This is a genomic window from Klebsiella sp. CN_Kp075, from assembly GCF_040065055.2.
Classification (GTDB): domain Bacteria; phylum Pseudomonadota; class Gammaproteobacteria; order Enterobacterales; family Enterobacteriaceae; genus Klebsiella; species Klebsiella aerogenes.
This window is the reverse complement of record NZ_CM198050.1, coordinates 2,579,012-2,603,636: the sequence shown is the minus strand read 5'-3', so window position 1 is coordinate 2,603,636 and position 24,625 is coordinate 2,579,012. Positions and strand designations below refer to the sequence as shown.

The following is a 24,625-nucleotide window of genomic DNA, read 5'->3' as shown; positions in this document are numbered from 1 at the left end:
CAGTGATATCTTGCTAAATGATTAGCCCCCCCGCCGTTCATTTCCGGCGGAGGGATTTCGCTCTCAATTGCACCATCTAACTCGATGGATTAATAAGCCAGGTTCCCGGTTTGGCGATCTCCAGTGTCTGCTCGCGGGTTTGTCCATTACCCTGCAGGGTAATTTCATAATGCCCCGGCGCCAGCTTCAGCGAGGCGAAGCCGTTCGTGGCCGGTTGCGTATTATGAGGTTCGCCATTGAGTTTGAGCTTTTCCCCTTCCCGCATGCGCACGTAAACCTGAGCAACAGGCGCCGCCGCGGCGGCAGATTTACTCTCTTTAACGGCAACGGGCGGAGCGGGCTGCGCGTTAGCGGTCTGCGTTGTTACCGGCGGCGTAACCGCCGCTGGCGGCTGGGTGCTGGCGCTCTGTGATGGTTGCGCCTCGCTGCCGCCGCCGCTGAACAGCATACTGCCGGCAAAAATGCCGACCAGTACGCCTGCGGCGACCATCCCCGGAACCTTATAGCGCCGCCAGTCTGTCGCGGCCGGCGCCTGTTCTTCCTCTTCGACCAGCGCCAGCATGGTGCCGGTTTTTTTGACCGACAAGACGTCATCGATACTGGACACCGGCATTTCAATCAGCTCGGCAAACGCGTCAATTGACTGGGGACGATCCTCCACCCGCAGCGCCAGAGCTTTATCCACCGCCTGTAGCAGCGGCAGCGAGTAACCTGCCGGCTTCAGTTCCGCCAGCGGCTGATAGTTGTCCTGAATACTCCGCACCACGCTCACCGGCGGCGGTGAACCCACGATCAGCGTATGCAGCACCGCGCCGACGGCATAAATATCGGTCCAGGCGCCCTGTTCGCTGTCATTATCGTCGGTATACTGCTCGATAGGCGCATACCCCGGGCGCAGCATGGTTTCGGTTTCGTCGGACAGATTACCGATGGTCCGGCGCGCCGAACCGAAATCAAGTAGCACCGGCAGGCCGTTATCCTGGATCTGGATATTTTCCGGTGAGATATCACGATGCAAATAGCCGGCGTCGTGAATGGTTTTAATGGCGCCGAATAGCATCGGCAGCATACGGCGGATCCATGCCTCATCGATGAGGTTTGGCTGCTGTTCGCGCAGGCGGCTCAAGGTGGTGCCGCTATAAAACAGCGTGCCCATATAGGCGGTGTCGTTCTGAACCCAAAAGCGCAGCACGTGCAGCAAGTTGGGATGATTAAAGCGCGCCAGCAGCCGCGCCTCCTGGATAAAGCTGTTTAATCCAGCGGAGAACGCTTTGCTAAAGCGCTCGCTACGCAGTACCAGGGTCATATCTTCGTTACGTACCGCCAGCGACGAAGGCATAAACTCTTTAATCGCGATGGTACGTTCCAACTGATGGTCCCAGGCGCGATACACGATGCCGAAACCGCCGCCGCCAATCACTTCCTTTATTTCAAATTCGTTAAAACGATACCCGACCGGCAGCGCGTTCAGGACAGTCCGATTGTTTTCGTGATCCGTCATCTTAAGACTCACTTTCTGATGGTGTTACGCGGCAAACTGACAATGAAACTCGCCTTGCGCATAGCTGATGCGCAGTTGCGTAAACTGCTCATCGTTACGGTTGGCGGTTAACAGAATTTGGCTCATCTGCGGCAGCAGCGTGTTGGTCAGAATCGCATCGACCATACGCCCGCCGGATTCCACTTCGGTACAACGCTGAACCACCTGCTCGACGACGCTGTCGTCAATCTCGCAGACAATGTTGTGATTGTCATGCAGACGGCGCTGAATACGCGCCAGCTGCAGGCGCACGATTTGCCCCAGCATCGCATCGCTCAGCGGATAGTACGGCACGACCAGCAGGCGGCCGAGCAGCGCTGGCGGGAAGACCTGTAACAGCGGCTGACGCAGCGCGCCGCTCAGCGCTTCCGGCTCGGGCATCAGATCCGGGTCGGCACACATGGCGCTAATCAGCTCGGTACCGACGTTGGACGTTAAGATAATGATTGTGTTGCGGAAATCGATATGGCGGCCTTCACCGTCTTCCATCCAGCCTTTATCAAACACCTGGAAGAAGATTTCGTGCACGTCCGGATGCGCCTTCTCGATTTCATCCAGCAGCACCACGCTATACGGGCGGCGTCGTACCGCTTCAGTCAGCACCCCGCCTTCGCCGTAACCCACATAACCCGGCGGCGCGCCCTTCAGGGTCGAGACGGTATGCGCCTCCTGGAACTCACTCATGTTGATGGTGATAACGTTCTGTTCGCCGCCGTACAGCGCTTCCGCCAGCGCCAGCGCGGTTTCGGTTTTACCTACGCCGGATGGACCGCATAGCATAAAAACGCCGACCGGCTTATTGGGGTCGTCGAGCCGCGCGCGTGACGTGCGCACACGTTTGGCGATCAGATCCAGCCCGTGGCGTTGGCCAATCACTCGCTGGTTGAGCGTGTCGGCCAGGCTCAGTACGGCGTCAATCTCATTTTTGACCATCCGCCCCAGCGGAATGCCGGTCCAGTCAGCGACCACCGCCGCCACCACGTTCTCATCTACCGCCGCGAACAGCAGCGGCATCTCACCCTGCAGGGTTTTTAGCGCCAGCTGTTTTTCATTAAGCGTCTGGCGCAGCGCTGGCTGGGCGTCGTCATCGGCCTCCTGCAATTGCGCGCGCAACGCGATGACTTCATCAACCAACGCGCGTTCCTGCTCCCAGCGACGACTCAAGGTATCGCGTTCAGTTTCCTGCTGCTGACGCGCCTGCTTGAGTTGCTCAATGCGCTGGCCATCGCCAATCGCCACCCGGTTCTCGCGTTGGGCAATCTCCAGTTCCACATCCAGGGCGGCAATGCGCTGCAGGCAATCTTCCAACTGCGGCGGCGGCGCGCTTTGGCTGACGGCGACGCGGGCGCAGGCGGTATCCAGCAGCGCTACCGCTTTATCCGGCAACTGCCGCGCGGGAATATAACGATGCGACAGCTTCACCGCCGCGTTGACCGCTTCATCAAGCAGCAGCACCCGATGGTGTTTCTCCAGCGGCGATACGGTACTGCGCAGCATCAGCAACGCTTTCTCTTCATCCGGCTCGTGGATTTGCACCGTCTGGAAACGGCGGGTCAGCGCCGGATCTTTTTCAATATATTTTTTGTACTCCGCCCAGGTGGTCGCGCCGATGGTGCGTAATTGTCCGCGCGCCAGCGCCGGTTTCAGCAGGTTCGCCGCATCGCCGGTGCCCTGCTGGCCGCCTGCGCCAATCAGGGTGTGGATCTCGTCGATAAACAGCACGATCGGCGTCGGGCTGGATTGCACTTCGTTAATTAACGCCTGAAGACGGGCTTCAAATTCGCCTTTCATGCCCGCACCGGCCTGCAGCATGCCGATGTCCAGCAGCCACAGCTCAATATTACGCAACGGCTGCGGAACATCGCCTGCGGCGATCCGCCGCGCCAGCCCCTCCACCACCGCGGTTTTACCGACGCCAGCTTCCCCGGTCAGCAGCGGGTTGTTCTGCCTGCGGCGCATCAGGATATCCACCATCTGGCGGATCTCTTCATCACGGCCGACTACCGGATCGATTTTGCCCTCCTGCGCCCGCTGCGTCAGATTCTGTCCGTACTGGGCCAGCGTGCCCTGCGCCGTCGGCGTCGCGCCCGTGTTGGCCGTCTCCACTGCCGCCTGCTGGCTCTCTTTACTGGCGGCCAGCAGCGTCTCAAAGCTCTCGCTCAACGCATCGACATTGATTTTGCTAAACTGCGGCGAAATACCTTTCAGAACATTAGCCAGATTCCAGGTTTTCAGCAGCCCTATTAACAAATGGCCGCCGCGGATGCGGTTGACGCCATATTTCAGCGAGCCATAAACCCACGCGCGTTCGACGGCGCTATCGATATGCTCAGAAAGGTCGGAGACAGAGCTGGCGCCGCGCGGCAGCGCATCCAGGGCCGCGATGATATCGCGGGTCAGCGCCTGCTCATCAAGGGCGAAATGGCGGATAATGTGTTGCAGGTCGCCGCCCTGCTGCTGCATCAGCTGATGCAGCCAGTGCACCAGCTCAACGTAAGGGTTGCCGCGCAGTTTACAAAAGGCGGTTGCGCTTTCCAGCGAGGTAAACAACAGCGTATCCAGTTTGCCGAAGAGTACGGCACGGCTGATTTCTGACATGTTCGGTTCCATTGATAACATTAATAAAGGTGTCAGAGAGCAGACGACATCAGGCGTCGCTCTGCTCCACGCTAAACACTAAATCGCCACGCGGCGCGGGGGCTGGCTGGCGGCCAAGCCAGGTGCTGTAGCCGAGTTTGCCGTCGCCGCTGAGGACCGTACCGGGTACTTCATCGCCGCGGATAAGTACCCTGACGTCCCATGCATATTCGATCCCGAGATACTGGCGGACCCAATCGCGTAATTCGTTCACCGCGTTTTCACCCGGCAGAAAACGGGCGTATTCGGCGGCGCTAAGCGGGCCGATTTCAAGGCGGAATTTATGCTGAACATCGCGTACCGCGACGCCGAGAAACGCCGAGACGCCCAGGCGAGGCAGACGCCTTCCCGCCCCCAGCTGCGCTTGTTCTCGCGAGGTCAGCGGCATCCATTGCGGCACGTTGCTGATAATGTTGACCGGGACTTTGAAGAAATTTCGCAGGATCTTCTCCAGTCCTTCCGGATCCCGACCGTGGCGGCTGAGATGGCCTGCGTGGGTGAAACGCGCATGCGGGCTCAGGTCGCCCTTTTCCAGTTGCCCCGGCTGGCCCATGCCGATGAGTGAGGCGAGGTAGCGCTCAAAGCGGCGGTTATCCGCACGGTCTAACGATACCGTTGGCTGCGCGTCGGCCCAGGCGCGGTAGAACAGCAGCGTCAGGCGGTGGTGAAAGAGATCGGCAAAAGCGCTCAGGCTGTCGTCCTGATGATGATGAATACGCTCGCGGGCGTATTCGGTCATATGAACCGGCAGCGGGCCATTGGGGCCGAACAGACCGAAGCTGAGAATCGATATCTCATGCACCGCGCTATTTTCCCGTTTTTGCGCGCTGGCCAGCGTCGCGGGGGCAAACCCCATTGATGGCGTTTGCCCGATGCGCAGCGATTCAAATTTCGGCAGCGGCGCGCGTCCAAGCGGGTAACGTTCGCCCCCTTGCGCGTCAATGCGGCGCAGCAGATGAAAAAGATCGTAGCGCCAGGGCGCGGCGGTAACCTCGCGCCAGAAAACGTCCGCCAGCGGCGTCAGGCGATGAATGGTAGCCATCGTCTCACTCATATCAGCGCCCTTTTACCCATTCGCGGCGCCCAGTAGCCGATTTCGCCGCGCTGCTGGCTACATAAGGTGAATTCGGTAAAGCTGTTGAGCGACACCAGCCGGGCAAAGACCCTTTCCAGTACGCTGCCAAACAGCCACGGGCTGGCGCCGGAAAAAGCGCGCTCATCTACGGTTAAGGTAATGCCGATACCGCGGGCGAAGACGATGGGTCCCGGCTCCGGCACCCGGCGATGAACCGGCTCCAGCACGCAGTGGCGTACCCCTTCGATTTGGCGGGCCACGGCGGTCTCCGCCAGCCCGGCATACAGCCCAAGCAACTGGCGTAGCGCCGCGGCGCCTTCGCCATTTTCACCATCCATCAGGCTGAGATAGTTCATCTGCAGCTGGCTTATCAGCCGCCAGGTGCTGAGCCCTTCCGCCAGCGCCGGTCGCGGCGGCGTTGGGCCGCTACGCATTTTCAATGTTTTTACCGGTAGCGAATCCGCCAGCACAAATTGCCCCAGCTCCTGTTGTAGCATCAACGGCAGGTCGCGGCTGGTGCACAGCACCTCGGCGGTGATATAACGCAGATCTTCCTGCCACGGCGCATGCTGCTCATCGACCAGTGAGACAAAGGTCTCAGAGCCGGTATAGCCGGTACGCGTGCCATAACGCAGCGCGTGTTCGGAAAGCACCCGCTGTTCGCGGCGCAGTGAAAAATAAGCGCCGTAATCTCCGGCATCCTTGCTCCACGAACTCCAGAATGGACGGAACTCGCGATCGTCGCGGTGGCCATCGGCGCTACCGTGAATTTTACTCACCGAATAGATTTCGTAGTCCAGCGGGCGGATGTTATCGACCACCAGATGGTATTCATGCTGGCTATCGCTTAGCGACTGGCGGGCGGCGATTTTCGGAAACAGGTTAATCACCGGCGTGCAGTGCAACGCGAAGTGGTTAGCTTCCACCACTTGTTCCAGGCGGTCGTCGGTTTTATCCAGCAGAATGATGATATCGAATGATTTTTCTTCCTTGCACTGCCCAATTAGCTTGCTCAGGCCGTTAATACTGATAAAGCGGAAGCGCGCCGGGAAGGCAAAGTATTCGTGCAGCAACCGGTAGCCGTCAAAATTGCGAAGATCTTCCGGTAGGAGCGCCTGATTGGCGGCGAATCCCTCTTGTTGGATAGCCTCTTCGCTCAGCGAAAAACGCAGCGGATCGCGCCCTGTGGTCTGGCACACCACGCCGACCTGGTGGGCAAGAATCAGCTCCAGCAGGCGCAGCGCCTCAATATCCGGGCCGCTTAAGAAAAACGCCAGCCGGTCAAAGGTCAGATGGCCAAGATGTTGAGCCCCTTCACAGCTGATGCGCAGGCGCAAAGCGCTGACGGCGCCGCGCTGGCCGAGCCCAAGTGCGGCCAGCGGCACATCGGCGGGGATCCCGCCAAGTTCGGCTTTCTCAATACGCAGCGGCAACAGCGTGACATCGTGCGCGGTGGTGTAGCTACAGGTGACACCGTTTTTCTTCAATACCTGGCTGTCCATCATCGTACCGCGCGGTACCACGAAACCTTTACTCAGATCGCCTTTATTGATGTCCGGCTGCAGTTCGGCTATCGCCATCGACGGCGTAGGCGCCAGATAATTGGGCGCGATCATCTCCAGCAGGCGCTGTGAAAAGCGCGGGAATTCGGCGTCCATTTTTAGCTGGACGCGGGAAGTCAGAAAGGCGAAACCCTCCATCATCCGCTCAACGTAAGGATCGGCGACCTCAATACCGCGCATGCCCAACCTGCCGGCAACCTTCGGATAGCGTTCGGCGAATTCAGCGCCCATCTCACGCAGATAGGCCAGCTCGCGGTTGTAATATTCAAGCAGTTTGCCTTCCATCGTTACCCCGCGTCTTTCAATTCAAAGTGGCCATTTTCGAGATCTACATCGGTACGGAACAAAAACTCTAATGGATACGGTACGCACCACAGACGCCCTTTAATTTCAATCGACAGGACGTTATGTAAATCCAGTGACTGGGTATCAGAAATACAGCGGACCTGAAGCCCCTGCGGCAGAATGCGCGGTTCGAAGCTGATAATTGCCTCGGTAAGTTTGCGCTGAATATCCTGCCATTCAATGTCCGACATCCGTTTCCCGGCCAGCGGCGCGACGCCGAAATTAACCACCGAACGGCGCACGTGCGCCAGCGCGGCCAACGCCTGCGGATCGTCATGATTGATGGTATTGAACAGCCACTGCAGATCGCGCAGCACGTGACGGCGCAGCGTACTGTGGGTGATCAGGTTGCTGTTAAGTGGCTCCGATTTTTTCTGCGGCTGATTATCGGTCAGGCGGTCGAGCAGCGACGGCTGCATCTTATCGCGGGCGCCAATGGTCTCTTGCTTGCTACGCGCCTGCCAGCCGCTGCGCAGCGCGTCACCGTCGCGTACCGGTTTGTTCATGCAAAACTCACCACGTCGAGAGAGAGAATCGGGAATTCATCGTTATCGTTAAGCCACACTTTCTGCCCGTGGCCCTGATACAGCGCGCCTTCGTCGTCCAGCGGCTGCCATTCGGTGGCGCGGCCCAGTTGGAAGCGCGCCTCCGTCTGCGGCGTGACAGGGTAACGCGCGGGGATCTGACACACCTGCTCGCTTCCATCGGTCAGGCGCACCAGCGCATGGCGCCACACCAGATCGGTGACGCTCGCCGGGGCCTGAAAACGAATTTCGGCGATAGCGGCGAACGGCAGCCAGCAATACCGGCCATTGACGATAAGTTCGCAAACCGGCCCCAGACGCGCGTCGCCGTCCATCAACCAGTGAAAAGCGACCGCGGGGGTATCCGCCTGATTGAGATTGCCAGGATTAAGGGGCGCCTGTTCAAAGGCGGCCAGCCGCTGTCGCTGGGCGGTTTCTGAATCAGCACAAAGCGCGGAGGCCAGCGCAGACAACCACGGCCACTGGCTGTCCGGCATCTGCGGGCGTGCGCTACCGGCAAATACCGCATCGCGCTGCTGCTCGCCCTGAATGCTCTGTTCCAGCAGGGTGACCGTTGGCCGGGCCTGCGGCTTCAGCGCCAGCCAGCTTTTTAGCTGCGCCAACGCGCGCGTCCAGTTACCGCTCAGGCATAGAAACTGGACGAACGCCGCGCGCAAGTCGGCATCGGCGGGACGGCTTTTGATGTCGCTTTCCAGGCGCTGCAGCGCCGCGTCGACGCTTTCGCCAGCCAGCTGTTGATATAGCGTGTTCATCGTCGCTCCTTAGTTTGCCGCGCGCCATGCGCTGGCCGCCGGATTACGCAGCAGCGGGTGCAGGCCGTCGATCAGCACAACGTTGAGTTTGATATCCGGCGCCAGCCACGGCGACCAGACGCTCCGCGCCGCCTCTATCCGCGCCTGTAGACGCGACGGATCGTTGGCCAGTTCGCGGGACATTTCGATAGCCAGCGTGCCGGTCATCTGCCAACCGTTTTGTCCGGCGACATAGGGCAGGATCATCCAGCTTTGTTGGGCGTTTTCATTGCTGACTACCATGCGTTGGTTATTGACCGCGGTGATCAGAAGTTTGTTGGGGTCAGCGGCGGCATTGAGACCCACTACCGGGAAGCCATGCACGAACGTGACGGTGCTCTGCTTTTCTTCGCCGTTCACTGATTGAGTGATGACGGTGCGTCCGCTCAGCCAGCCCCCCTTTTCACAACTACCGGATTCAACGGCGGGAATGAATAAGGCGGCGGCGCTTTCCTGCCAGAAGGTGCGCAGTCGGCAGCCGCCCTGCAGCGTAAACTCCTGCCACGGCGTGCGGTCGGCGGCGGGAGACAGTTTTTCCGCCTTCTCTTCCGGCGGCAGCCAGGCTGGCGCAACGGGCTTTTCCGCCGCCGCGACGGTCTCGGCGGGCGCGACTTTTACCGCCCATCTTTTGTTTTTCGCCGCGCTACCCTGGGCGATATGCCCATTATTCGCGTCAACCAGCGTCCAGTTCAGCTGCTGTAAACGCGAACACTGATGCTGCATTAAGGCGCCGACGCGCGGCAGGAAGTTATCCAGTATTTTGACGTTCTTATTGCCGTTGGCGACGATGCGTAGCGCCACTTCATCAGCGCACCAGTTCTGCGCGGTGTTGCCCTTGATGTTATCGATCCAGACATCCAGTTTTTGCGAAGGCGATTGCACGATACGGTAGTTTTCCGCCTGCGCGACGCCGGTGGCGGCAAATATTGCCGCACCCAATATCCAATGTTTCATAAAAATCCTTCTTAGCCTGTCTCAATCCCGCAGTGGGAAAAATTGCGCGGCGTCGGCCAGCGAGTGCAGCAGCGTCGCCTCTTCCGGACTGCCCATCCATACCGCAACGGCGCTGTAGTTGTCCTGCGAGGCCTGGTCGCCGTCATTGTTTCTCTGAAGATACTGATTCATCAGGGTTAACCACTCCTGCGGGGTATTGACCATCTGCAGGGAGGATTTCATCTGCTCTTCGCCAACGCCGTGCCAGAAACCATCGGTACAGAGCAAAAAGGCATCGCCGTCTTCCACCGGCACCACATCGCTATAGCTGGCTTCCGCGCCGTCGCTGGCCATGCCTAACGCCCGGTACAGCAGATTACTGTTAATATCGTCGGTCTGATGTCCGGCATCTTTCATCTGTTGGACCAGACTGTGGTCAGTGGTGACGTGGTACAGCCAGCCGCGGCGAAACAGGTATAACCGGCTATCGCCGGCGTGGGCCCAGTAGGCCAGCTTATAATCGCGATCGATAAACAGGCTCACCAGCGTGGTGCCCATTCGCCGATAATCCGGCGTCGCCTGCTGTTGTTGGAGAATGGCGCCGTTGGCCTGCTGCACGTACTGACGAATGGTCTGGGCGTTCAGATGATTATCGCCGTCAAACCGATCCAGAATCGCGTTGCGCGCCAGTTCCGCCGCCACCTCGCCGCCGGGCAACCCGGCAATGCCGTCGCAGACCACAAAGCAGGCGGAGCGCTCACCGACGCATTCGCCGGTCTGATCCTGATTGCTGGCGCGCGTTCCCTGGCGGGAAAGAGAAGCCGTGGTAATGTCCATTATTCTTCCGATCCGCTCTGTGAGTCTTTGTACTGATTCACTTCCATGTCATAGGCATAGAGGAACGCTTCGCCAAACAGGGTGTGGAAATCGTCTTCAATTTCCCCGGCGGTTTCGCCGTAGGTACGGACAAAATAGTCCCATAACGCCGCTTTCCGGCTGGCCGGAAGCGCCAGGCGCGAAGTGTGGCCATCGCGTTTAGCCTCTTCTTCCAGCTGCTCGGGGTTAAAGGACTGCAGCATCGCGGCGATAATGGCGCGGATCCCCGAGATCATCCCTAACTGATGGGCCTGCAGGTCGATCAATGCGTCGCGTACCGATTTTTTCGGCGGCATAAAGCCCGGCATCCGCGCGCCGAACATCTGCATCAGCACGGTTTTCCCGGAAGGCAACAGCTTGAACGGGTTGTTGGCGTCGTCCAGTACCATGGTCATATCGGCTTTGACGCCGCGTTTGAGGATCGAACGCGAAGAGAGCAGCGCGACGGTGCCCTGCGAGAACATGCTCAGCATTTGACCAAGCTGACGCATATTCTCTTTGTCGAACTGCGGCACCGGCTGCATATCGCCGAGCCCCATGCCTTCCAGTAAGGCTTCCAGTAACTCTCCCTGCAGCACCTCGCCGTTACCCGGCTGCGTCGTGCTGGTCGCCTGATGTTCATGACGTACGGGATCGATACGCAAGCGCCCTTTTGGCGTCTGGGCGGCTTGCCGCGCCACGGCCTGCGGCGTCGGTAAGGTTATTTCCGGCGCTTCTTCGCGCGCTGCCGCGGGCGGCTCCTGCGGCGGCTGGGTCATTAATAATGGCGAATCAAAAGCGGCATCAGGCTCGTCGGCAACCGTTTTAGCAGGCTCTTCGGTGCTGAAGGCATCTACCGATGTCAGCGGCGCGCCGCCCATTAGCCCCAGCGGATCGTCATGACGCGCGGTTTTGGCGCTCGCGTCGCCGCCAAAGAGCGCCAGCGGATCCAATTCTGCCTGCGGCTCATCGGCGACAGGCTGAGCCGGTTTTTCAACTGGCGGCACCAGCGTCGTTGGCGTAACGTCGGCAAAGATACTGTCGCGGTCAAATGGGGTGTCATCGGCAAACAGGTCGTCCGTCGCCACCGGCGGGCGCTCAAACAGCGGTTCGCTATCAGCGAACATCGCCAGCGGATCTTCCGGATTACGTTCGGCAGGCTTCGGCTCGGCAAAGGGATTCGGCGCGTTATCGGCCTGCGGCTTGGCCCGGCTGCTGGAGATGCTGTCGGCAATCGAGAATTCCTGCATCAGGCTATCCCAGATTTCTGACGGCACCGCGGTTGGCGCGGCTTCCGCCACGGCGGGCGCTGCGGCTGAGTTTGGCGTTGTCGGTTTCGCAGTGACAGGCGGCTGACCGCTCGCCGCCATTCGGCTGATCGGTTGGCTATCCTGCAGCAGATCGCTGACTTCGATGCGATAGTCGTCAATGGCGAGGATATCGCCATCCTGGAGTTCAACCTGACGCCCCCGCTCCAGCGGGATCTCGTTGAGTACCACCCGCGTCACGTTGCCGCGATTGGTAATTTTGCACTCGCCGTCTGCCGCCACGTGGACGATGGCCTGCAGGCGAGAAATGGCGCGGTCGTCATCCGGCAGCACCAGGTTATTGTCCGTGCCGCGCCCAATGGTACCGCCCGGCGCGTAAAAGTCACAGCTCCCCTGCGGGGGCTGATGACCGGCTTTGGTCGAAATAATCGTGAATCGCATAGCCTATTCCTGCTGATATGATTGGCGCACAAACGCTGCCGCTCTCGAAATAAGAACGGCGGCGTTTGCGGGGGCACATTTTATTCAGTCTGTGTAAGCTTAAATTGCCCTGAAGCACTTTCTACTAAGGAGAATCGAGCACCATAACGAACGGAATCGTTTTTACCAGACACCTTTAGTGCAACATCATATTCTCCAGCTTGCCATGTAATACCACTCCATTGGTGACACTGCTGGCTATTTAACATCGCGGTAGGGCTGAACGTCGCTGGCGGTGATATTGGTTTCCATTCATTGGCCGTTTTTTTCATAATGGTGGGCGAAGAACTAGTGATAGGCGCTTCCAGCCCTGAGTTAGCGGGGAGAGCAAAACAAGGTTCATTGTTTTTTAGTGTTACTGAAAACGTCTGATATTGTGCCGGGTGAGGTACACAGGCGTTTATCATGATTGTGAACGCCAATATAATAAAAAATTTACTCATAACCATGTCCGCCGATCTTTAGGGTTTTTAATAAACAAAGATAACGCCTGTAAATATTTATCTCTTAGATTTGGCCCAATAATCCCCTCAAAACCTGTGATGTTTACAAAATCGCCCAAGCCGTAATTAATTAGATAATAATAATCTGAAATTATAGAGGCCTGCTGTTCCATACCAAAGTTCGACAATTTCTTGTTTGGAGGTAAAGAGTAATTATAACTCACTGCCCAACTGAATACCCCTCTGGTTCGAACATTCATTCCAATCTGATGCTGCAAAACATGAACCATCTCGTGTATGAACCAGTGCTTATATCGAGGAGGCTCTGTTGAAAAATCATCACGATAATGCGGCTCTCGGAAATACATTTCACCATTAGGTGTCATTGCAACATTATTTGATTGCATGTTAAATGGTAAGTAACTTTTATTATGTACTTTAATTTCAGAATATTTTATTGCGCCGCCAAAAACCAAACGTGCCAATGCTATCTCGCCGATAGTAAGAGAACGAAAACCCCCTTCCTGCAAATTTGCCATGTATCCTTCCTCCTTGATTGAGAATGGCCGGGGAAAATCCCCGGCACGTAGGCAATTATGCTTCTTTATTTTCTTTGATATTCCAGCCGGCGCTGCTTTCTGCCCCTTTACCGCCAGCGGAAGTCTGCTCCCAGTACTGCTGTTTCACTTTCGCCGCCTGGAAGGCATAGGTTACGCCAACGGTGTCGCCGTTATCGGCGCCGGTGTACTGCACGGAAGTCACCAGTACATCTTCGAGGGTGATTCGCGCATATTCAACCTGCTGACCACCGGCTTTGCAGACCGAAAGTTCAACTTTGGTCAGGTGCTTGCCGCTGGAGCAGTGCTTCAGAATCGCGGTGGTGGATTTGTCGATCAGCGCATTTACGTGCAGGTCGTTGAAATTCACTTTACCCGCACCGCCACCGCCGCCCACGCTCATATTACCCGGCTGGGATGCGCCCCAGGAAAAAGAGGTAATATCAGTCCAACCGGTGTGATTAGAATCTTTTGATTCACCGGTTACACCCTCGACCTTCAGAAACATATCAATAGCCATAATATCTACTCTTCGTTAATGAAAATTATTGCTTTCGAAAAAGCACTTATATGGCAAACAGGAAAGCATGGGGCTGAATAAAACCATCCATATTTTACTATTGCCTCAAGCCTGACGAGTTAAACCGTACAGACCACTTCAGAATAGCCGCATTATGACAGCAACTACTCTAAGTTCCCTTCTGTCGCTCAGTATTTCGGACAGGTGCTAGACAACTAATACCTGGTTAATCTAGAATAAATCCAACCAACTACAGCAAAAAAGGATTGATGAATGAAAAAAGCGCTATCGGTAGCATTGATAATTATACTTTCAATTATTGGCATATTTTCTCTTGTCAATATTTTTCAATCATTATGGTATATTATTTCGCTTGAATCATTCAATACAATAAATATTGGACTGCTTGTCGGAAAAATAATTTTCACCGCCCTTGTTTTTATGGGGGTTCGTATTTTAATAAAATTGTGTCGCGCATCACAACTTTGATTTTACCCTCTCTGCGAAATAGTATATGGCGAGAGATGCGATAATAAGCAACATCAAAAGAAACACATTTTTCGCCAGCGCTACAATATCACCACCCCAGTCACATACAAAAATATAATAACCTAGAGTTGTAAAAAATAGAATGAATGAAAAAATCAAAAGAATATAAACACATAAGTATTTAATGATTTTATTTAACACGACCAACCCCTGATAGGAAATGGTTGAATATTTCTTTATCTATAGCGCCATGAGCTTGTTGGTAGTTGATTGCAATGATAAATGGCTTAATATTATCCTCAACCAGAAAATATAATAAATCTAAATCACCAATTCCTCGCAATTGATTATAAATCTCTTTGTTTAAATTGCGTAGCTCATATGATGTATAAATGGACCTCGAAATAGACGCCCCCACACTTAATACTCCAGTCACACCTACGGACACTAAAAAACGAGGAATTATTTTAGAAATAAACAACGAAACCAACTCGTTCACAAATGCCATTTTGAAAGCAATGCCACCAACTTGCGAACCCCCAACTTTTATCAGAAGTTCTCTCGATTGTTCTTCGGAAAGACCACATAAATAACGTTTTATCACCACATTCACTAATCTGCGTACTTCTTCTGAAGTTACACCTTTTTTAATGAGGCTGATAAGCCTGATTTTATCGGTTTCATTGCGCCAGCGATGATCAGAGTCTAGAAAATCTTTAGACAACATCCAAAGATCTTCTGGAATAGACATGAAGCCACTAATCGTGCTGTTAGCAAAAATCTCAATACTGCTTTTTTTGCCAGAGTCAAAAATTTTCAACATACCATCGGCGATTTGTTTCGGCGTACTCATTCCCAAATTCGAATCTCCCTGTCGTTAATTATGTATCTCAACATAATTGTCCATTGAATAGCAGGAATGCAAAGTTGAAATTAATGCTAGTTATCCTGACTCCAGGTTTTATTAGGATCACCGATGATTATCTGCGAAGTTAATTTATCCAGTTCCGTACTATGATAAAGGCGCAAACAATTTAAGGTAACGCCCTGAGTTGCGGGTTGTCTCTCGGAATGAAAGCCATTGGTGGCACTTTTGTATTTAGTAATAATGGCGTTAATTTTGTCATTACCGTTTTCAATATCGAAAGGCACCCACTCCAGCAACGCATTGCTACTGCGCGCAGCATCCACAGAAAACTGACTTTTATCACCGGCTACCTGCGCCAGACAGCGGGATAAAACCACGTCTTTAACAACCTGCTTCTAGGGTAGCTGTTTAACAAACAATACCGGGTCGTCCCAGGCATAAGCCGACGCACTGCTAGCAAGCAGCAGACTGATAATGATTCTGTTCATGGCAACTCCCAAAAATTGGCTTTGGTTGCTACCTCAATTCCCAAAATTCATCATGTTGTCGCCAGGGAAGCCTCATGACGTCGCTCCCTTTTTGCAAGGCAACTCCTTCGCCAACGCTTCGGTAATCAGCATCGCCGCAGGCTGTTTAATTCGCTCGTCGGGCAGCTTTTTGAAATAGCTGTAGACGCTTTCTCGAAGCGATCCCGGCAGTGCCTGCTGATAACCGCACCAGGCTTTACCTTCTGTTGCATCCATCACGCCAAGCAGATACATATTGGCCTTTAACTGCTGCTGGGTATTGTCTTGTGCCAGCCAGGCCTTGAGAAACTTTTCGCCGCTCAACCGCACATCATTACGTGATAGTTGATTGGGATCGCGCAGTAAATTGGCGGAATCTTCAGCCGCCTGGACGACAGTAAATGGCATCAGTACTGTGAGCAGTCCCAGCGTGCAGAGTGGTAATAATTTCATTTCTTTACCTTCTTCCATGGCGTGGTAGCTGCCGGGAGTTCCCTCCCGGCGGCATCATATTACGCTTCCTTGGTTTTCAGCGACGGCAGCTTGGAAACCAGACGCAGCGACACGGTAAGCCCTTCCAGCTGGTAGTGCGGACGCAGGAAGAACTTCGCGGTGTAGTAACCCGGGTTGTCTTCGATCTCCGCTACCTGCACTTCAGCGGCCGCCAGCGGTTTGCGCGCTTTGGTCTCCTGCGACGAGTTAGCCGGATCGCCATCGACATAGTTCATCACCCAGTCGTTCAGCCAGCGTTCCATGTCATCGCGCTCGCGGAAGGAGCCGATTTTGTCGCGCACAATGCACTTCAGGTAGTGAGCAAAACGGCAGCAGGCGAACAAGTACGGCAGACGCGCAGCCAGACGTGCGTTAGCCGTGGCGTCGGCATCATGATATTCCGCCGGTTTCTGCAACGACTGCGCGCCGATAAAGGCGGCAAAGTCGGAGTTTTTGCGATGGATCAACGGCATAAAGCCGTTTTTCGCCAGCTCCGCCTCGCGGCGATCGCTGATGGCGATCTCGGTCGGGCATTTCATGTCCACGCCGCCATCGTCGCTTGGGAAGGTGTGGCAAGGCAGATTTTCCACCGCGCCGCCGGATTCCACGCCGCGAATGGAGGTGCACCAGCCAAACTCTTTGAACGAGCGGTTAATGTTCGCCGCCATCGCATACGCCGAGTTGGCCCACGCGTAATTGTTGTGATCCGCGCCGTCGGTCTGCTCTTCAAAATCAAAACTGTCCACCGGGTTGGTTCGAATCCCATAAGGCAGGCGCGACAGGAAGCGCGGCATCACCAGCCCCAGATAACGCGCGTCTTCCGACTCGCGCAGCGAACGCCAGGCGGCATATTCGGTATTCTGGAAGATTTTGGTGAGGTCGCGCGGGTTCGCCAGCTCCTGCCAGGACTCCATCTGCATCACTTCCGGTGCGGTACCGGTAATAAACGGACAGTGCGCAGCCGATCCGATACGCGCCATTTCGCCCAGTAATTCCACATCCTGCGGACTATGGTCGAAATAGTAATCGCCGACGATGCAGCCGAATGGCTCGCCGCCAAACTGGCCGTACTCCTGTTCATAAATTTTCTTAAAGATCGGGCTCTGGTCCCAGCCCACCCCTTTGTAACGCTTCAGAGTGCGCCCCAGCTCCTGCTTGGAGATGCTCATAAAGCGGATTTTCAGCATTTCGTCGGTTTCGCTGTTGTTGACCAGGTAGCTCAGGCCGCGCCATGCGCTTTCCAGTTTCTGGAACTCGTCATGATGCAGGATCTGGTTCACCTGCCGCGACAGCTGCTCATCGATACCGGCAATCAGGTTCTGGATGGTGCGATAGGTGTCGTTGGAAAACGTGACGGTGTTTTCCAGCGCCTGCTGCGCGAGGGTTTTTACCGCGTTTTCAACGGCGGAACGCGCCTGGTCGGTTTTCGGGCGAAACTCTTTGTTCAGCAGCGCGCTGAATTCATCCTGGCTAAAGGCCTGGCTGGACTGCTGCTCATGTTGTTGAGTCGGGTTGCTCATCGATTACTCCTCGCTACCTTTCGCACTGTCGTCTTGTTTCGGCATCTGGCTCAACGATTTGAGCAGCGTCGGATCCTGCAAAATTTTAGCAATTAGCTCTTCCGCGCCGTTTTTACCGTCCATATAGGTGAGCAGATTCGAAAGCTGGGTACGGGCTTCCAGCAGTTTGTTCAGCGGCTCCACTTTGCGGGCCACGGCATCCGGCAGGAAGTCGTCCATGCTGTCGAAGGTTAAATCGACGTTCAGTTTGCCTTCGTTGGTCAGCGTATTGTCGACCTGGAAAGCGACGCGCGGTTTCAGCGCTTTCATACGTTCGTCGAAGTTATCAATATCGATGTCGAGGAACTTACGTTCATCGACCGCCGGTTGATTGTCGACCGGTTTACCCACCAGATCCGCCATCACCCCCATTACAAACGGAAGCTGGATTTTGCGTTCCGCACCATAAATCTCTACGTCGTACTCGATCTGTACGCGGGGCGCACGGTTGCGTGCGATAAATTTCTGCCCACTTTTACTTATTGCCATGATGTTCTCCATCGAAGATGCGCGGTAAAGGTTGAGCGCCAGACCTTATGCCTGTCGCCATAATGTCCGGACGCGTCAGTCGCGACGTCCAAAAATGTTTTCCAGTTGATGAACGCCGTCCGGCGCTAAATCGCGGATGATGTCCATAAAATCCAGCTCAATCAGCCGCTGTACCCGTTCAATCATCAGCGGCGCGGGGTGACTCGGTTCGTGCTGGGCGAAGTACTGTTTTACTTTTTCCAGCATCTGCTGCGCCTCGGCGCGGCTGCTGATTTGCGCGCTGCGCCAGTCAACGGCAGACGGCGGCGGCGCGTTGGGAATCGCTTGATGTTCACTCACGGCACTCTCCTCGCGGGACGCGTGAAAGGACGAAATATCGGTTATCTGGCAGGCGCCGGCGACGATACCGACGGTCTTCTGCAGTTGTTCCATTTCCGGCACGCCGCTTTCACCCAGACAATCGCTTAATATTTCGCGGATGGTCTGCAAGCGCTGGTGAATGGCGAGGATGGCGTCAATCCCCGGCTGTCCGCCGCGGGCCAGTTCATCAATCAATCGCGAACGGCCGCCGGGATAATCCGCGCATTCGGTTTTACTGCCATCGAGCAGCGCCTGCGCATCGCGCAATAGCAGTTCATCGCCATTACTGCGTAACAACACGGCATTGCGTAACGCGCTGGTCAGCGCTGATTTGTCACTTAGCCCCGCGAGCGCATTGATACGGTAAAACGGATCAGTTTCGCCATACTCTTCCAGCAGCGGATAGATAGGCTGCCAGTAAAGCGACAGCGCCTGTTGCACCAGCAGCAGGCCATCCGCGTAACCACTCAGGCCGCGGCGTTTTGTCCACGCCTGAGTCAGCGCCAGCATGACGCGCAAATCTTTGGTGCGGCTAAGTAGCCCAGCCGCCAGCTTTTCTACCGTCGTCCAGTCAGCGGGTTCCGCCGGGATAATGGTGTCGCCGAACTGCTGCTCGGCTTTACCCTGCATCGCTTGTTCCATTGCCTGGAAATCGGCGTCATATTCGAGGTTTTCACCGCAGGGCTGCTCCGCGCTAACCGGAGCAAGGAATTCATCAATATTCATGGCCTACCTGCTTATTCAAACATCGGCGGATACAGACCGTGACGGCCCGGCCTCGCGCCCCCGGCGGGATCAAACAGCAGCGTGAACAGCTGGCCGGTCAAATTACCGCTATGGACGTGGGTATAGAGCGGATAACCATCGGCGCGGTTGGTCCACCAAAAACTGGTCTGACGCTGCGGATCAAAACAGTCCGCCGCCTGCTGCCAGCCCAGGGAGCTTTGCCCATCTTGCTGATAACCAATCACGTCGAGTATTTCCGAACGCTTTTCCGCCTCTACCAGCTTTGGCGCTGGAATAGCGAGTAGCGCCTGGTCAAGTTGTTCAGCGGAAAAACCATTACGTACCGCATGCAGCAGCGTTCTGCCCACCTGCTGATACCACTCTCCGGCCTGAGTGAGGATCGAAGGCGACCACTCCAGCGGGTTGAAGGCCATTTGCGCGCAGATAGGATACTGGCGACCTACCCGGTCGCGCCCTGGGATCAGACACCCCATCTGCACCATCTGCCCGCTCAACATCGGCGGAACGATAAAGTTCCATACCGGCGCGTTGCTGAACTGGCGTTCGCCGCTGCGCTGTTGCTCCTGTTGCCAGGCCATCAGCCCAACCTGAAACCATTGCGACCACTGGCGAACCAGCATGTCCGGAAATCGACGTTGCAAAAAATCGCCGGTACTGGGGAGTTTCCCGTACCAGCTCATCGCAGGGGCGTGAGTCATTCGGCTTTCCTTGCGGTTATGGACATGAGAAACGGGGAAGCTGGAACGGATTGCGGATACTGTTCGGCGCAAACTCCAGCGTGACCTGGTAACCATCGACACTAAACGTTGCCTGACGGCTCAAACTGCTGCTGCCGGGCGCGGTGCGCGCCTTATCAAAAAAGCGGTTCAGCGCCCATGAGCCGCTGGTCACCAGCGTCGAGGTGGTACCATCGGCCAGACCGAGTTGCATACGCACCTGGTTGGTGCCGCCCGGCCCCGGCCAGCTCATCATTTGCACCGCCTGCGGACCGTGGCTATAGCGCAACTGCTGGCCATCAACATCCAGCGTCAGGTTGAGGATCCGGTTGTCCATGCTGATGGTGCGCACCGTCACTTTAAATGACGGCGTGGTCGCGCCATTGGCAAAGAACGCGTCGCGGATCGATTGCGCCTGCTGGAAAGGCCTTAATAACCCTTCACTACCCGGCAATGTTTTGCCATCGATACCGGGCATAAAACGCCAGCTGGACTGCGTGGTATCGACTTTATTGGTCAGGTTGTCACGGAAGAAGGTATCCATCATGCCGGTGCCCGGCGCGAACATACGCGCCAGATCGTCCGGCGTGACTTCACTACTGGCGCTGCGAACCAGCGGATAGCGCCCGGCGATAGCCTGGCGGCAGAATCCGCCGACTTCAACGTTAATCCGTTTACGTACGTTATCGAGATCGCGGCGCTGGGTATCACTGCTGGCGCCGACCGCCATTTTGCTGAACATGGTTTGCAGTCCGCCAGGTAAGCGCCCGGCGCTGGCCTGTAGACGGCTAATCGCGTCGCCGCCCGGCGGTTGCATACCGCTGTTGGCGGCATCCTGTACCGCGGTCAAGTAGCGATAAAGTTCATCGATCTGTTTGAGGAAATCGTCGAACACAATCGTTTTGCCGCCCTTTTCCAACGGCTGCGCCAGTTCGATCAGCGGCGCGTAGTGTTCCGTTACCAGCTGTTCCGGCGTCTGGCTAAGCGCCGCGCCCTGGGTTGTGCCGCCCTCATCATGGCGGAAAAGCGCTTCCAGCGTTCGGGTAGCGCGGTTGCCCTGCTCGGCTGAGTTTTCGCTTTTAACCGTATCCGGCTCGGCGCGCGCCAGGTTCAGCACCTGACTCAGGTTGATAACCAGACGACGCAGCGGCGAGTTACTGGCGGAAAGCAGGCGCGCGGTGTTGATCCGCGATGACAGATCGGCGCTATTGTTGAGCTGAATATCGGCAAGGAAGCGATCCCAGTTGGCGATAAAATCACGCATATAGAGCTGGCGGACGGCGTTATCGGTTTGCTGTTTATCTTCCGACGCGCTGGCGGCGCCCAGCACCCAGATATCATCTTCATGCAGCGCGCTGGTCACGTTATCGATCTGTTTATTGAACACCTGCCAGTAGCCATCTGGCGTGTACAGGCCGGGAACGCCCTCAGCGATCGGCGTACCGCTTTTACGCGAGAACACCAGTTCGCTCTGCGGCCCGCCGAGCGTCGCCAGCGATACCGCTTTCAGATTGTCATCATGCTCAAGTAGACGTTTCAGACGACCGTACACTCTTGAGGAGAGCGGCTGCTGGTTAATCAACGCTCGCTCACGGGCGATCAGCGCATCATCCCTGGCATACGGCGAGGACTGGATTTGCGGTTCCAGTAGCTGGACAAGATGCCCTTCCAGCTGTCGTAGCTGCGTCTGCGTCACGTTTTGCGGCAGGTTACGCTGCAGGTTAAGCATCACCCAGGAGAGTAGAAACTTGCCGTCATACTGCTTGGGCTGATAGAGCATCTGATAGGCTTTCAACGCCTCATAGCTATATTCGGCGTCACTGCCATTGTCGTTGCGCAACCAGGTAGTGATACGCATGGCGACATCCGGTAGCAGCATTTGCTGCAGCGCTTTTTGATACAGCGTCTGCGAGGCATCGCTGACATCATTTCCGCGGTAGAGTCCCATCCGGCGACTAAGCGGCGGGTCGTTGACGTCAAAATCGGCACTCTTCGGCAATTCCAGCAGGCCGTTGAGTAGCGGCAGCATGGCGAACAGATCGCGCTGCTCGGGGTTTTGCAACGCTTTGCTCTGCTGCTCAACCTGCGGCACCTTCACCGAGACTTCTTCCAGGTAGGCCTTGTTTTTGCCGTAGCTGGTCAGCCACAGTACGCATGAAATGATTAACAGCGCCGCGAGCGCCGCATAGCCTGACCAGATCGCTGCGCGGTTACGCAGTTCCCACCAGCGGTTCTGCCCGGCGATGCCGGCTTCCTGGAAAATCACGTTTTGCAGCAGGTTTTTAATGAAATAACTCTGGCCTTTGGCGCCGGGGATCGGCGCTTCTTTACTCACTGAGTCCCAGTTGTCGTTTTCATTTCCCTGTGGCAAAGACAGCGCGCGATTGAGTTCGCCCATCACGCGGTCGAACGGTAGCCCTTCCTGGGTACCGCTGGCGAAATAAATGCCGCGCGGTGAAAACTCGGTTTCAAAGTTAGAACGGGCAAAGACGGTACTCAGGTAATCGGCTAACAGCGGCCGCAACGCCGCAAACTCTTGCGGGAACAGCCAGGCTTCGGCGCGGGTTTTGGCATCATGCTCTTGCAGCATTGTATCCGGCAGCCCGGCTTCAAGCCGCTGTTGCAGTAGCGCAAACTCCTGGGTAAAGCGGCCCATCAGGTCGAAGTCGGCAAGACTTGCCTGCTCCCACGGGAAAGTGAAGCCCCAGATTTGATCGCGTTTCGCCTTGTCGTAATCGGCAAACCAGGCACGGAAGCCTTTAAGCAGGTCAGCCTTCGTCACCAGTACGTACACCGGGAAACGAATACCCAATTGTTCATGTAGTTCAGAGAGACGCTGGCGCAGATTAACCGCCTGCTGCCGCGAGGCCTCCGTCGATTGCGTTAACAGGTCGGAGATACTTACCGTGACGATAACGCCGTTAATCGGCTGGCGGCGGCGGTATTTACGCAATAATCCCATGAACTTCAGCCACTCGCTGGCGTCCTGCGCCTGCTCGCTCTCCTGGGTGGTATAGCGCCCGGCGGTGTCCAGCAGCACGGCCTCGTTGGTAAACCACCAGTCACAGTTGCGCGTGCCGCCGATGCCGCGTAACGCCGTTTTTCCGAAGCGGTCGGCCAGCGGAAACTGCAGCCCGGAGTTCGCTAAGGCGGTGGTTTTACCGGAACCGGATGCGCCAATAATCACATACCATGGCAGTTGATACAGATAGTGGGTGCTAAACCGCTGGGTCCACTGGCCATTGCCGGTTTTGCTGAAGTGCGCTTTTTTCAACATTTGCGCGGCTTCATCAAAGCGTTCGGCGAGGATCTGGTCTTCACTATTGAGGCGCTGCTGCGGATCGTTACCCTTCGGCGTGTCTTCCTTCAGGTTATCCATCAGCTTGCGGTTGAGCCAGGCGTTGTACAGACGCGGCAGAATGTGGCTTTGCGCCCAGATGAGGTACACCAGCGCAATAGATATAACGCGGTTTTGTTCCGATTCCAGCGGCCGGGTATCGACAATCGACAATAGCGGGCCAATCATCCAGATGACGGCCGCCACCGCCGTAGCGCCGAGAAAACCCCACAGCAGCCGGTTGGTCAGTATGGAAAGCAGAAGTGTCAGCATCCTTAATTTCCTTGGGGTAATCCGTTCAGCTCAGCCCGGGTATTATCGGGCGACACCAGCAGAGTAATTTCCACACGGCGGTTACGGGCACGGTTCTCAGGAGTAGTATTCGGCGCGATGGGGTTCATTTCCCCTCGCCCTTCGGCTTTTACGCGTTCAGGCTGCGTCAGATGATTTTGCAGCTGCTTTTGTACCGATCGCGCGCGTTCCAGCGACAGTTCGTAGTTCGAGGCAAAGCGCGCGCTGCGTATAGGCACATTATCGCTATAGCCGACCACCAGAATGCGGCCGCTGACGTTGTTCATCGCTTGCGCAATGCGATCAATCACAGGATCGTAACGGTCGCGCACCACCGTCGAGGCCGAAGCAAAGAGCCCGTCGCCTTTGAGGATCACCACGCTGCGGTCCGCTTCGTCACGTACCGCAACCAGCCCTTCGGCAATTTCCGGGCGCAGAAAACCTCGCAGGTTAAGTACCGCCGGCAATTTTTCCGCCGGCTGAGCAATCGACGCTTCCGGCAGCGGGGTCTGGTAAATTTTCGCCAACACCGGGTTGGTGGCATCGCCAAGCCGCCAGTTAAGAATGATATAGAACAGGCAGGCGGCGAACCCCGCCAGCGCGACGCAGGCCCATAGCGGCACCACCGGACGCCACAGTTTACGCAGCACCGGGCGATCCTCGCCGTGAACCGATAACGGCGGCGCGTAGCCGCCGCGTACGCCGCAAATCATTTGCCACAGGCGCTGCTTGATGGTTTCCAATTGCGTACGGCCGTTATCCATTACCCGATAACGCCCTTCAAAACCAAGCAATAAGCAGTAGTTGATCAGTTCCAACAGATTGATGTGTTCGCGCGGATTCTGCGACAGGCGCGCAAGCAACTGGAAGAACTTCTCCCCGCCCCAGGTTTCATTGTGAAAGGTCACTAAAAGACCGCTGCCCGACCAGACGCCGCTACTCCCCCATGGCGTCAAGGCCGCAGCCTCGTCCAGCGCGGTACACAGGCAGTAACGAGCGCCGACTATCACTTCGTAGGGTAACCCCGCCTGCTGTGCGCGCACTTCAAAACGGCGGATTTCATCAATCAAACGCTGGCGCAAACCGGCCTGGTCATCGTGAGATACCGAATGACGGATCTGTGGGATCGCATTTAGCAATGGGTTGGCGGCCGTCACCAGGGGATTATTGCCGCTTACGCCATGGCTGGCAGCGGCCTGTTGTTCCTGCATCATCAACGC

The 24,625-nt window shown here is 56.1% G+C and carries 21 protein-coding genes and 1 pseudogene; 1 reads left to right on the top strand and 21 read right to left on the bottom strand.

The window, feature by feature from the left end; all coding sequences use genetic code 11:
- Window positions 1-76 precede the first annotated feature (76 nt).
- From ABLV78_RS12385 to ABLV78_RS12330, 12 genes are all read right to left on the bottom strand, one after another.
- Entirely contained in the window at window positions 77-1,501 is a 1,425-nt protein-coding gene (locus tag ABLV78_RS12385; RefSeq protein ID WP_047048446.1) for a serine/threonine protein kinase, read from the bottom strand.
- A 24-nt stretch (window positions 1,502-1,525) separates the two neighbouring features.
- Window positions 1,526-4,138 carry a type VI secretion system ATPase TssH gene (tssH, locus tag ABLV78_RS12380; protein ID WP_047048447.1) on the bottom strand — a complete coding sequence of 871 codons (2,613 nt, stop codon included), beginning with the start codon at window positions 4,136-4,138 and terminating at the stop codon, window positions 1,526-1,528.
- 49 nt (window positions 4,139-4,187) lie between these two features.
- Window positions 4,188-5,231, bottom strand: coding sequence for a type VI secretion system baseplate subunit TssG (tssG, locus tag ABLV78_RS12375; protein WP_047048451.1), 1,044 nt, complete (start codon window positions 5,229-5,231; stop codon window positions 4,188-4,190).
- Window positions 5,228-7,099 (bottom strand): type VI secretion system baseplate subunit TssF, encoded by a 1,872-nt coding sequence (gene tssF / locus ABLV78_RS12370; protein ID WP_047048452.1) that lies wholly within the window; start codon window positions 7,097-7,099, stop codon window positions 5,228-5,230. Before tssF ends, tssG begins: the two co-directional genes overlap by 4 nt.
- Before the next feature lie 2 nt (window positions 7,100-7,101).
- On the bottom strand, window positions 7,102-7,665 hold the full coding sequence (tssE, locus tag ABLV78_RS12365; RefSeq protein ID WP_015705452.1) for a type VI secretion system baseplate subunit TssE: 564 nt from the start codon (window positions 7,663-7,665) through the stop codon (window positions 7,102-7,104).
- Window positions 7,662-8,456 (bottom strand): type VI secretion system accessory protein TagJ, encoded by a 795-nt coding sequence (locus ABLV78_RS12360; protein ID WP_047048454.1) that lies wholly within the window; start codon window positions 8,454-8,456, stop codon window positions 7,662-7,664. Before ABLV78_RS12360 ends, tssE begins: the two co-directional genes overlap by 4 nt.
- Before the next feature lie 9 nt (window positions 8,457-8,465).
- The gene (locus ABLV78_RS12355) at window positions 8,466-9,449 is read right to left on the bottom strand and encodes a hypothetical protein (protein ID WP_047048457.1); all 984 of its coding nucleotides are present in this window, start codon (window positions 9,447-9,449) and stop codon (window positions 8,466-8,468) included.
- 21 nt (window positions 9,450-9,470) lie between these two features.
- The gene (locus ABLV78_RS12350) at window positions 9,471-10,265 is read right to left on the bottom strand and encodes a PP2C family protein-serine/threonine phosphatase (RefSeq protein WP_015705455.1); all 795 of its coding nucleotides are present in this window, start codon (window positions 10,263-10,265) and stop codon (window positions 9,471-9,473) included.
- Window positions 10,265-11,992 carry a type VI secretion system-associated FHA domain protein TagH gene (gene tagH, locus ABLV78_RS12345; protein WP_047048460.1) on the bottom strand — a complete coding sequence of 576 codons (1,728 nt, stop codon included), beginning with the start codon at window positions 11,990-11,992 and terminating at the stop codon, window positions 10,265-10,267. Before tagH ends, ABLV78_RS12350 begins: the two co-directional genes overlap by 1 nt.
- A gap of 80 nt (window positions 11,993-12,072) precedes the next feature.
- Entirely contained in the window at window positions 12,073-12,480 is a 408-nt protein-coding gene (locus tag ABLV78_RS12340; RefSeq protein WP_072058240.1) for a putative T6SS immunity periplasmic lipoprotein, read from the bottom strand.
- Window positions 12,471-13,013 carry a hypothetical protein gene (locus ABLV78_RS12335; protein ID WP_047048463.1) on the bottom strand — a complete coding sequence of 181 codons (543 nt, stop codon included), beginning with the start codon at window positions 13,011-13,013 and terminating at the stop codon, window positions 12,471-12,473. The genes ABLV78_RS12340 and ABLV78_RS12335 overlap by 10 nt, the downstream gene beginning before the upstream one ends.
- A gap of 55 nt (window positions 13,014-13,068) precedes the next feature.
- Entirely contained in the window at window positions 13,069-13,551 is a 483-nt protein-coding gene (locus ABLV78_RS12330; RefSeq protein WP_015366565.1) for an Hcp family type VI secretion system effector, read from the bottom strand.
- Window positions 13,552-13,824: 273 nt separating this feature from the next.
- On the opposite strand from ABLV78_RS12330, the gene ABLV78_RS12325 reads away from it, so the two are divergent.
- Window positions 13,825-14,040 carry a hypothetical protein gene (locus ABLV78_RS12325; protein WP_047079156.1) on the top strand — a complete coding sequence of 72 codons (216 nt, stop codon included), beginning with the start codon at window positions 13,825-13,827 and terminating at the stop codon, window positions 14,038-14,040.
- Window positions 14,041-14,230: 190 nt separating this feature from the next.
- Here the strand turns inward: ABLV78_RS12325 and ABLV78_RS12320 are convergent, their stop codons facing one another.
- From ABLV78_RS12320 to ABLV78_RS12280, 9 genes and pseudogenes are all read right to left on the bottom strand, one after another.
- Window positions 14,231-14,893: an Ssp6 family T6SS pore-forming effector gene (locus tag ABLV78_RS12320; RefSeq protein ID WP_047048468.1), complete on the bottom strand. Its 663-nt coding sequence runs from the start codon at window positions 14,891-14,893 to the stop codon at window positions 14,231-14,233.
- Between the two features lie 86 nt (window positions 14,894-14,979).
- Window positions 14,980-15,396 (bottom strand): annotated as a pseudogene (locus ABLV78_RS12315) (T6SS amidase immunity protein Tai4 family protein).
- Window positions 15,397-15,468: 72 nt separating this feature from the next.
- On the bottom strand, window positions 15,469-15,885 hold the full coding sequence (locus tag ABLV78_RS12310) for a Rap1a/Tai family immunity protein (RefSeq protein ID WP_226473539.1): 417 nt from the start codon (window positions 15,883-15,885) through the stop codon (window positions 15,469-15,471).
- A gap of 41 nt (window positions 15,886-15,926) precedes the next feature.
- Complete coding sequence (gene tssC, locus ABLV78_RS12305; protein ID WP_045382220.1) at window positions 15,927-17,426, bottom strand: type VI secretion system contractile sheath large subunit; 1,500 nt, start codon at window positions 17,424-17,426, stop codon at window positions 15,927-15,929.
- A 3-nt stretch (window positions 17,427-17,429) separates the two neighbouring features.
- The gene (gene tssB, locus ABLV78_RS12300) at window positions 17,430-17,954 is read right to left on the bottom strand and encodes a type VI secretion system contractile sheath small subunit (RefSeq protein WP_015366559.1); all 525 of its coding nucleotides are present in this window, start codon (window positions 17,952-17,954) and stop codon (window positions 17,430-17,432) included.
- Between the two features lie 75 nt (window positions 17,955-18,029).
- Window positions 18,030-19,040, bottom strand: a complete 1,011-nt coding sequence (tssA, locus tag ABLV78_RS12295) for a type VI secretion system protein TssA (protein ID WP_047048471.1) — start codon at window positions 19,038-19,040, stop codon at window positions 18,030-18,032.
- Window positions 19,041-19,051: 11 nt separating this feature from the next.
- Window positions 19,052-19,759 (bottom strand): type VI secretion system-associated protein TagF, encoded by a 708-nt coding sequence (gene tagF, locus ABLV78_RS12290; protein WP_047048474.1) that lies wholly within the window; start codon window positions 19,757-19,759, stop codon window positions 19,052-19,054.
- Between the two features lie 16 nt (window positions 19,760-19,775).
- Window positions 19,776-23,387 carry a type VI secretion system membrane subunit TssM gene (gene tssM, locus ABLV78_RS12285; protein WP_348865375.1) on the bottom strand — a complete coding sequence of 1,204 codons (3,612 nt, stop codon included), beginning with the start codon at window positions 23,385-23,387 and terminating at the stop codon, window positions 19,776-19,778.
- Between the two features lie 2 nt (window positions 23,388-23,389).
- A complete protein-coding gene (locus ABLV78_RS12280) occupies window positions 23,390-24,619 on the bottom strand; it encodes a DotU family type VI secretion system protein (protein WP_047048479.1) in 1,230 nt (409 codons plus the stop codon).
- Window positions 24,620-24,625: the final 6 nt, after the last annotated feature.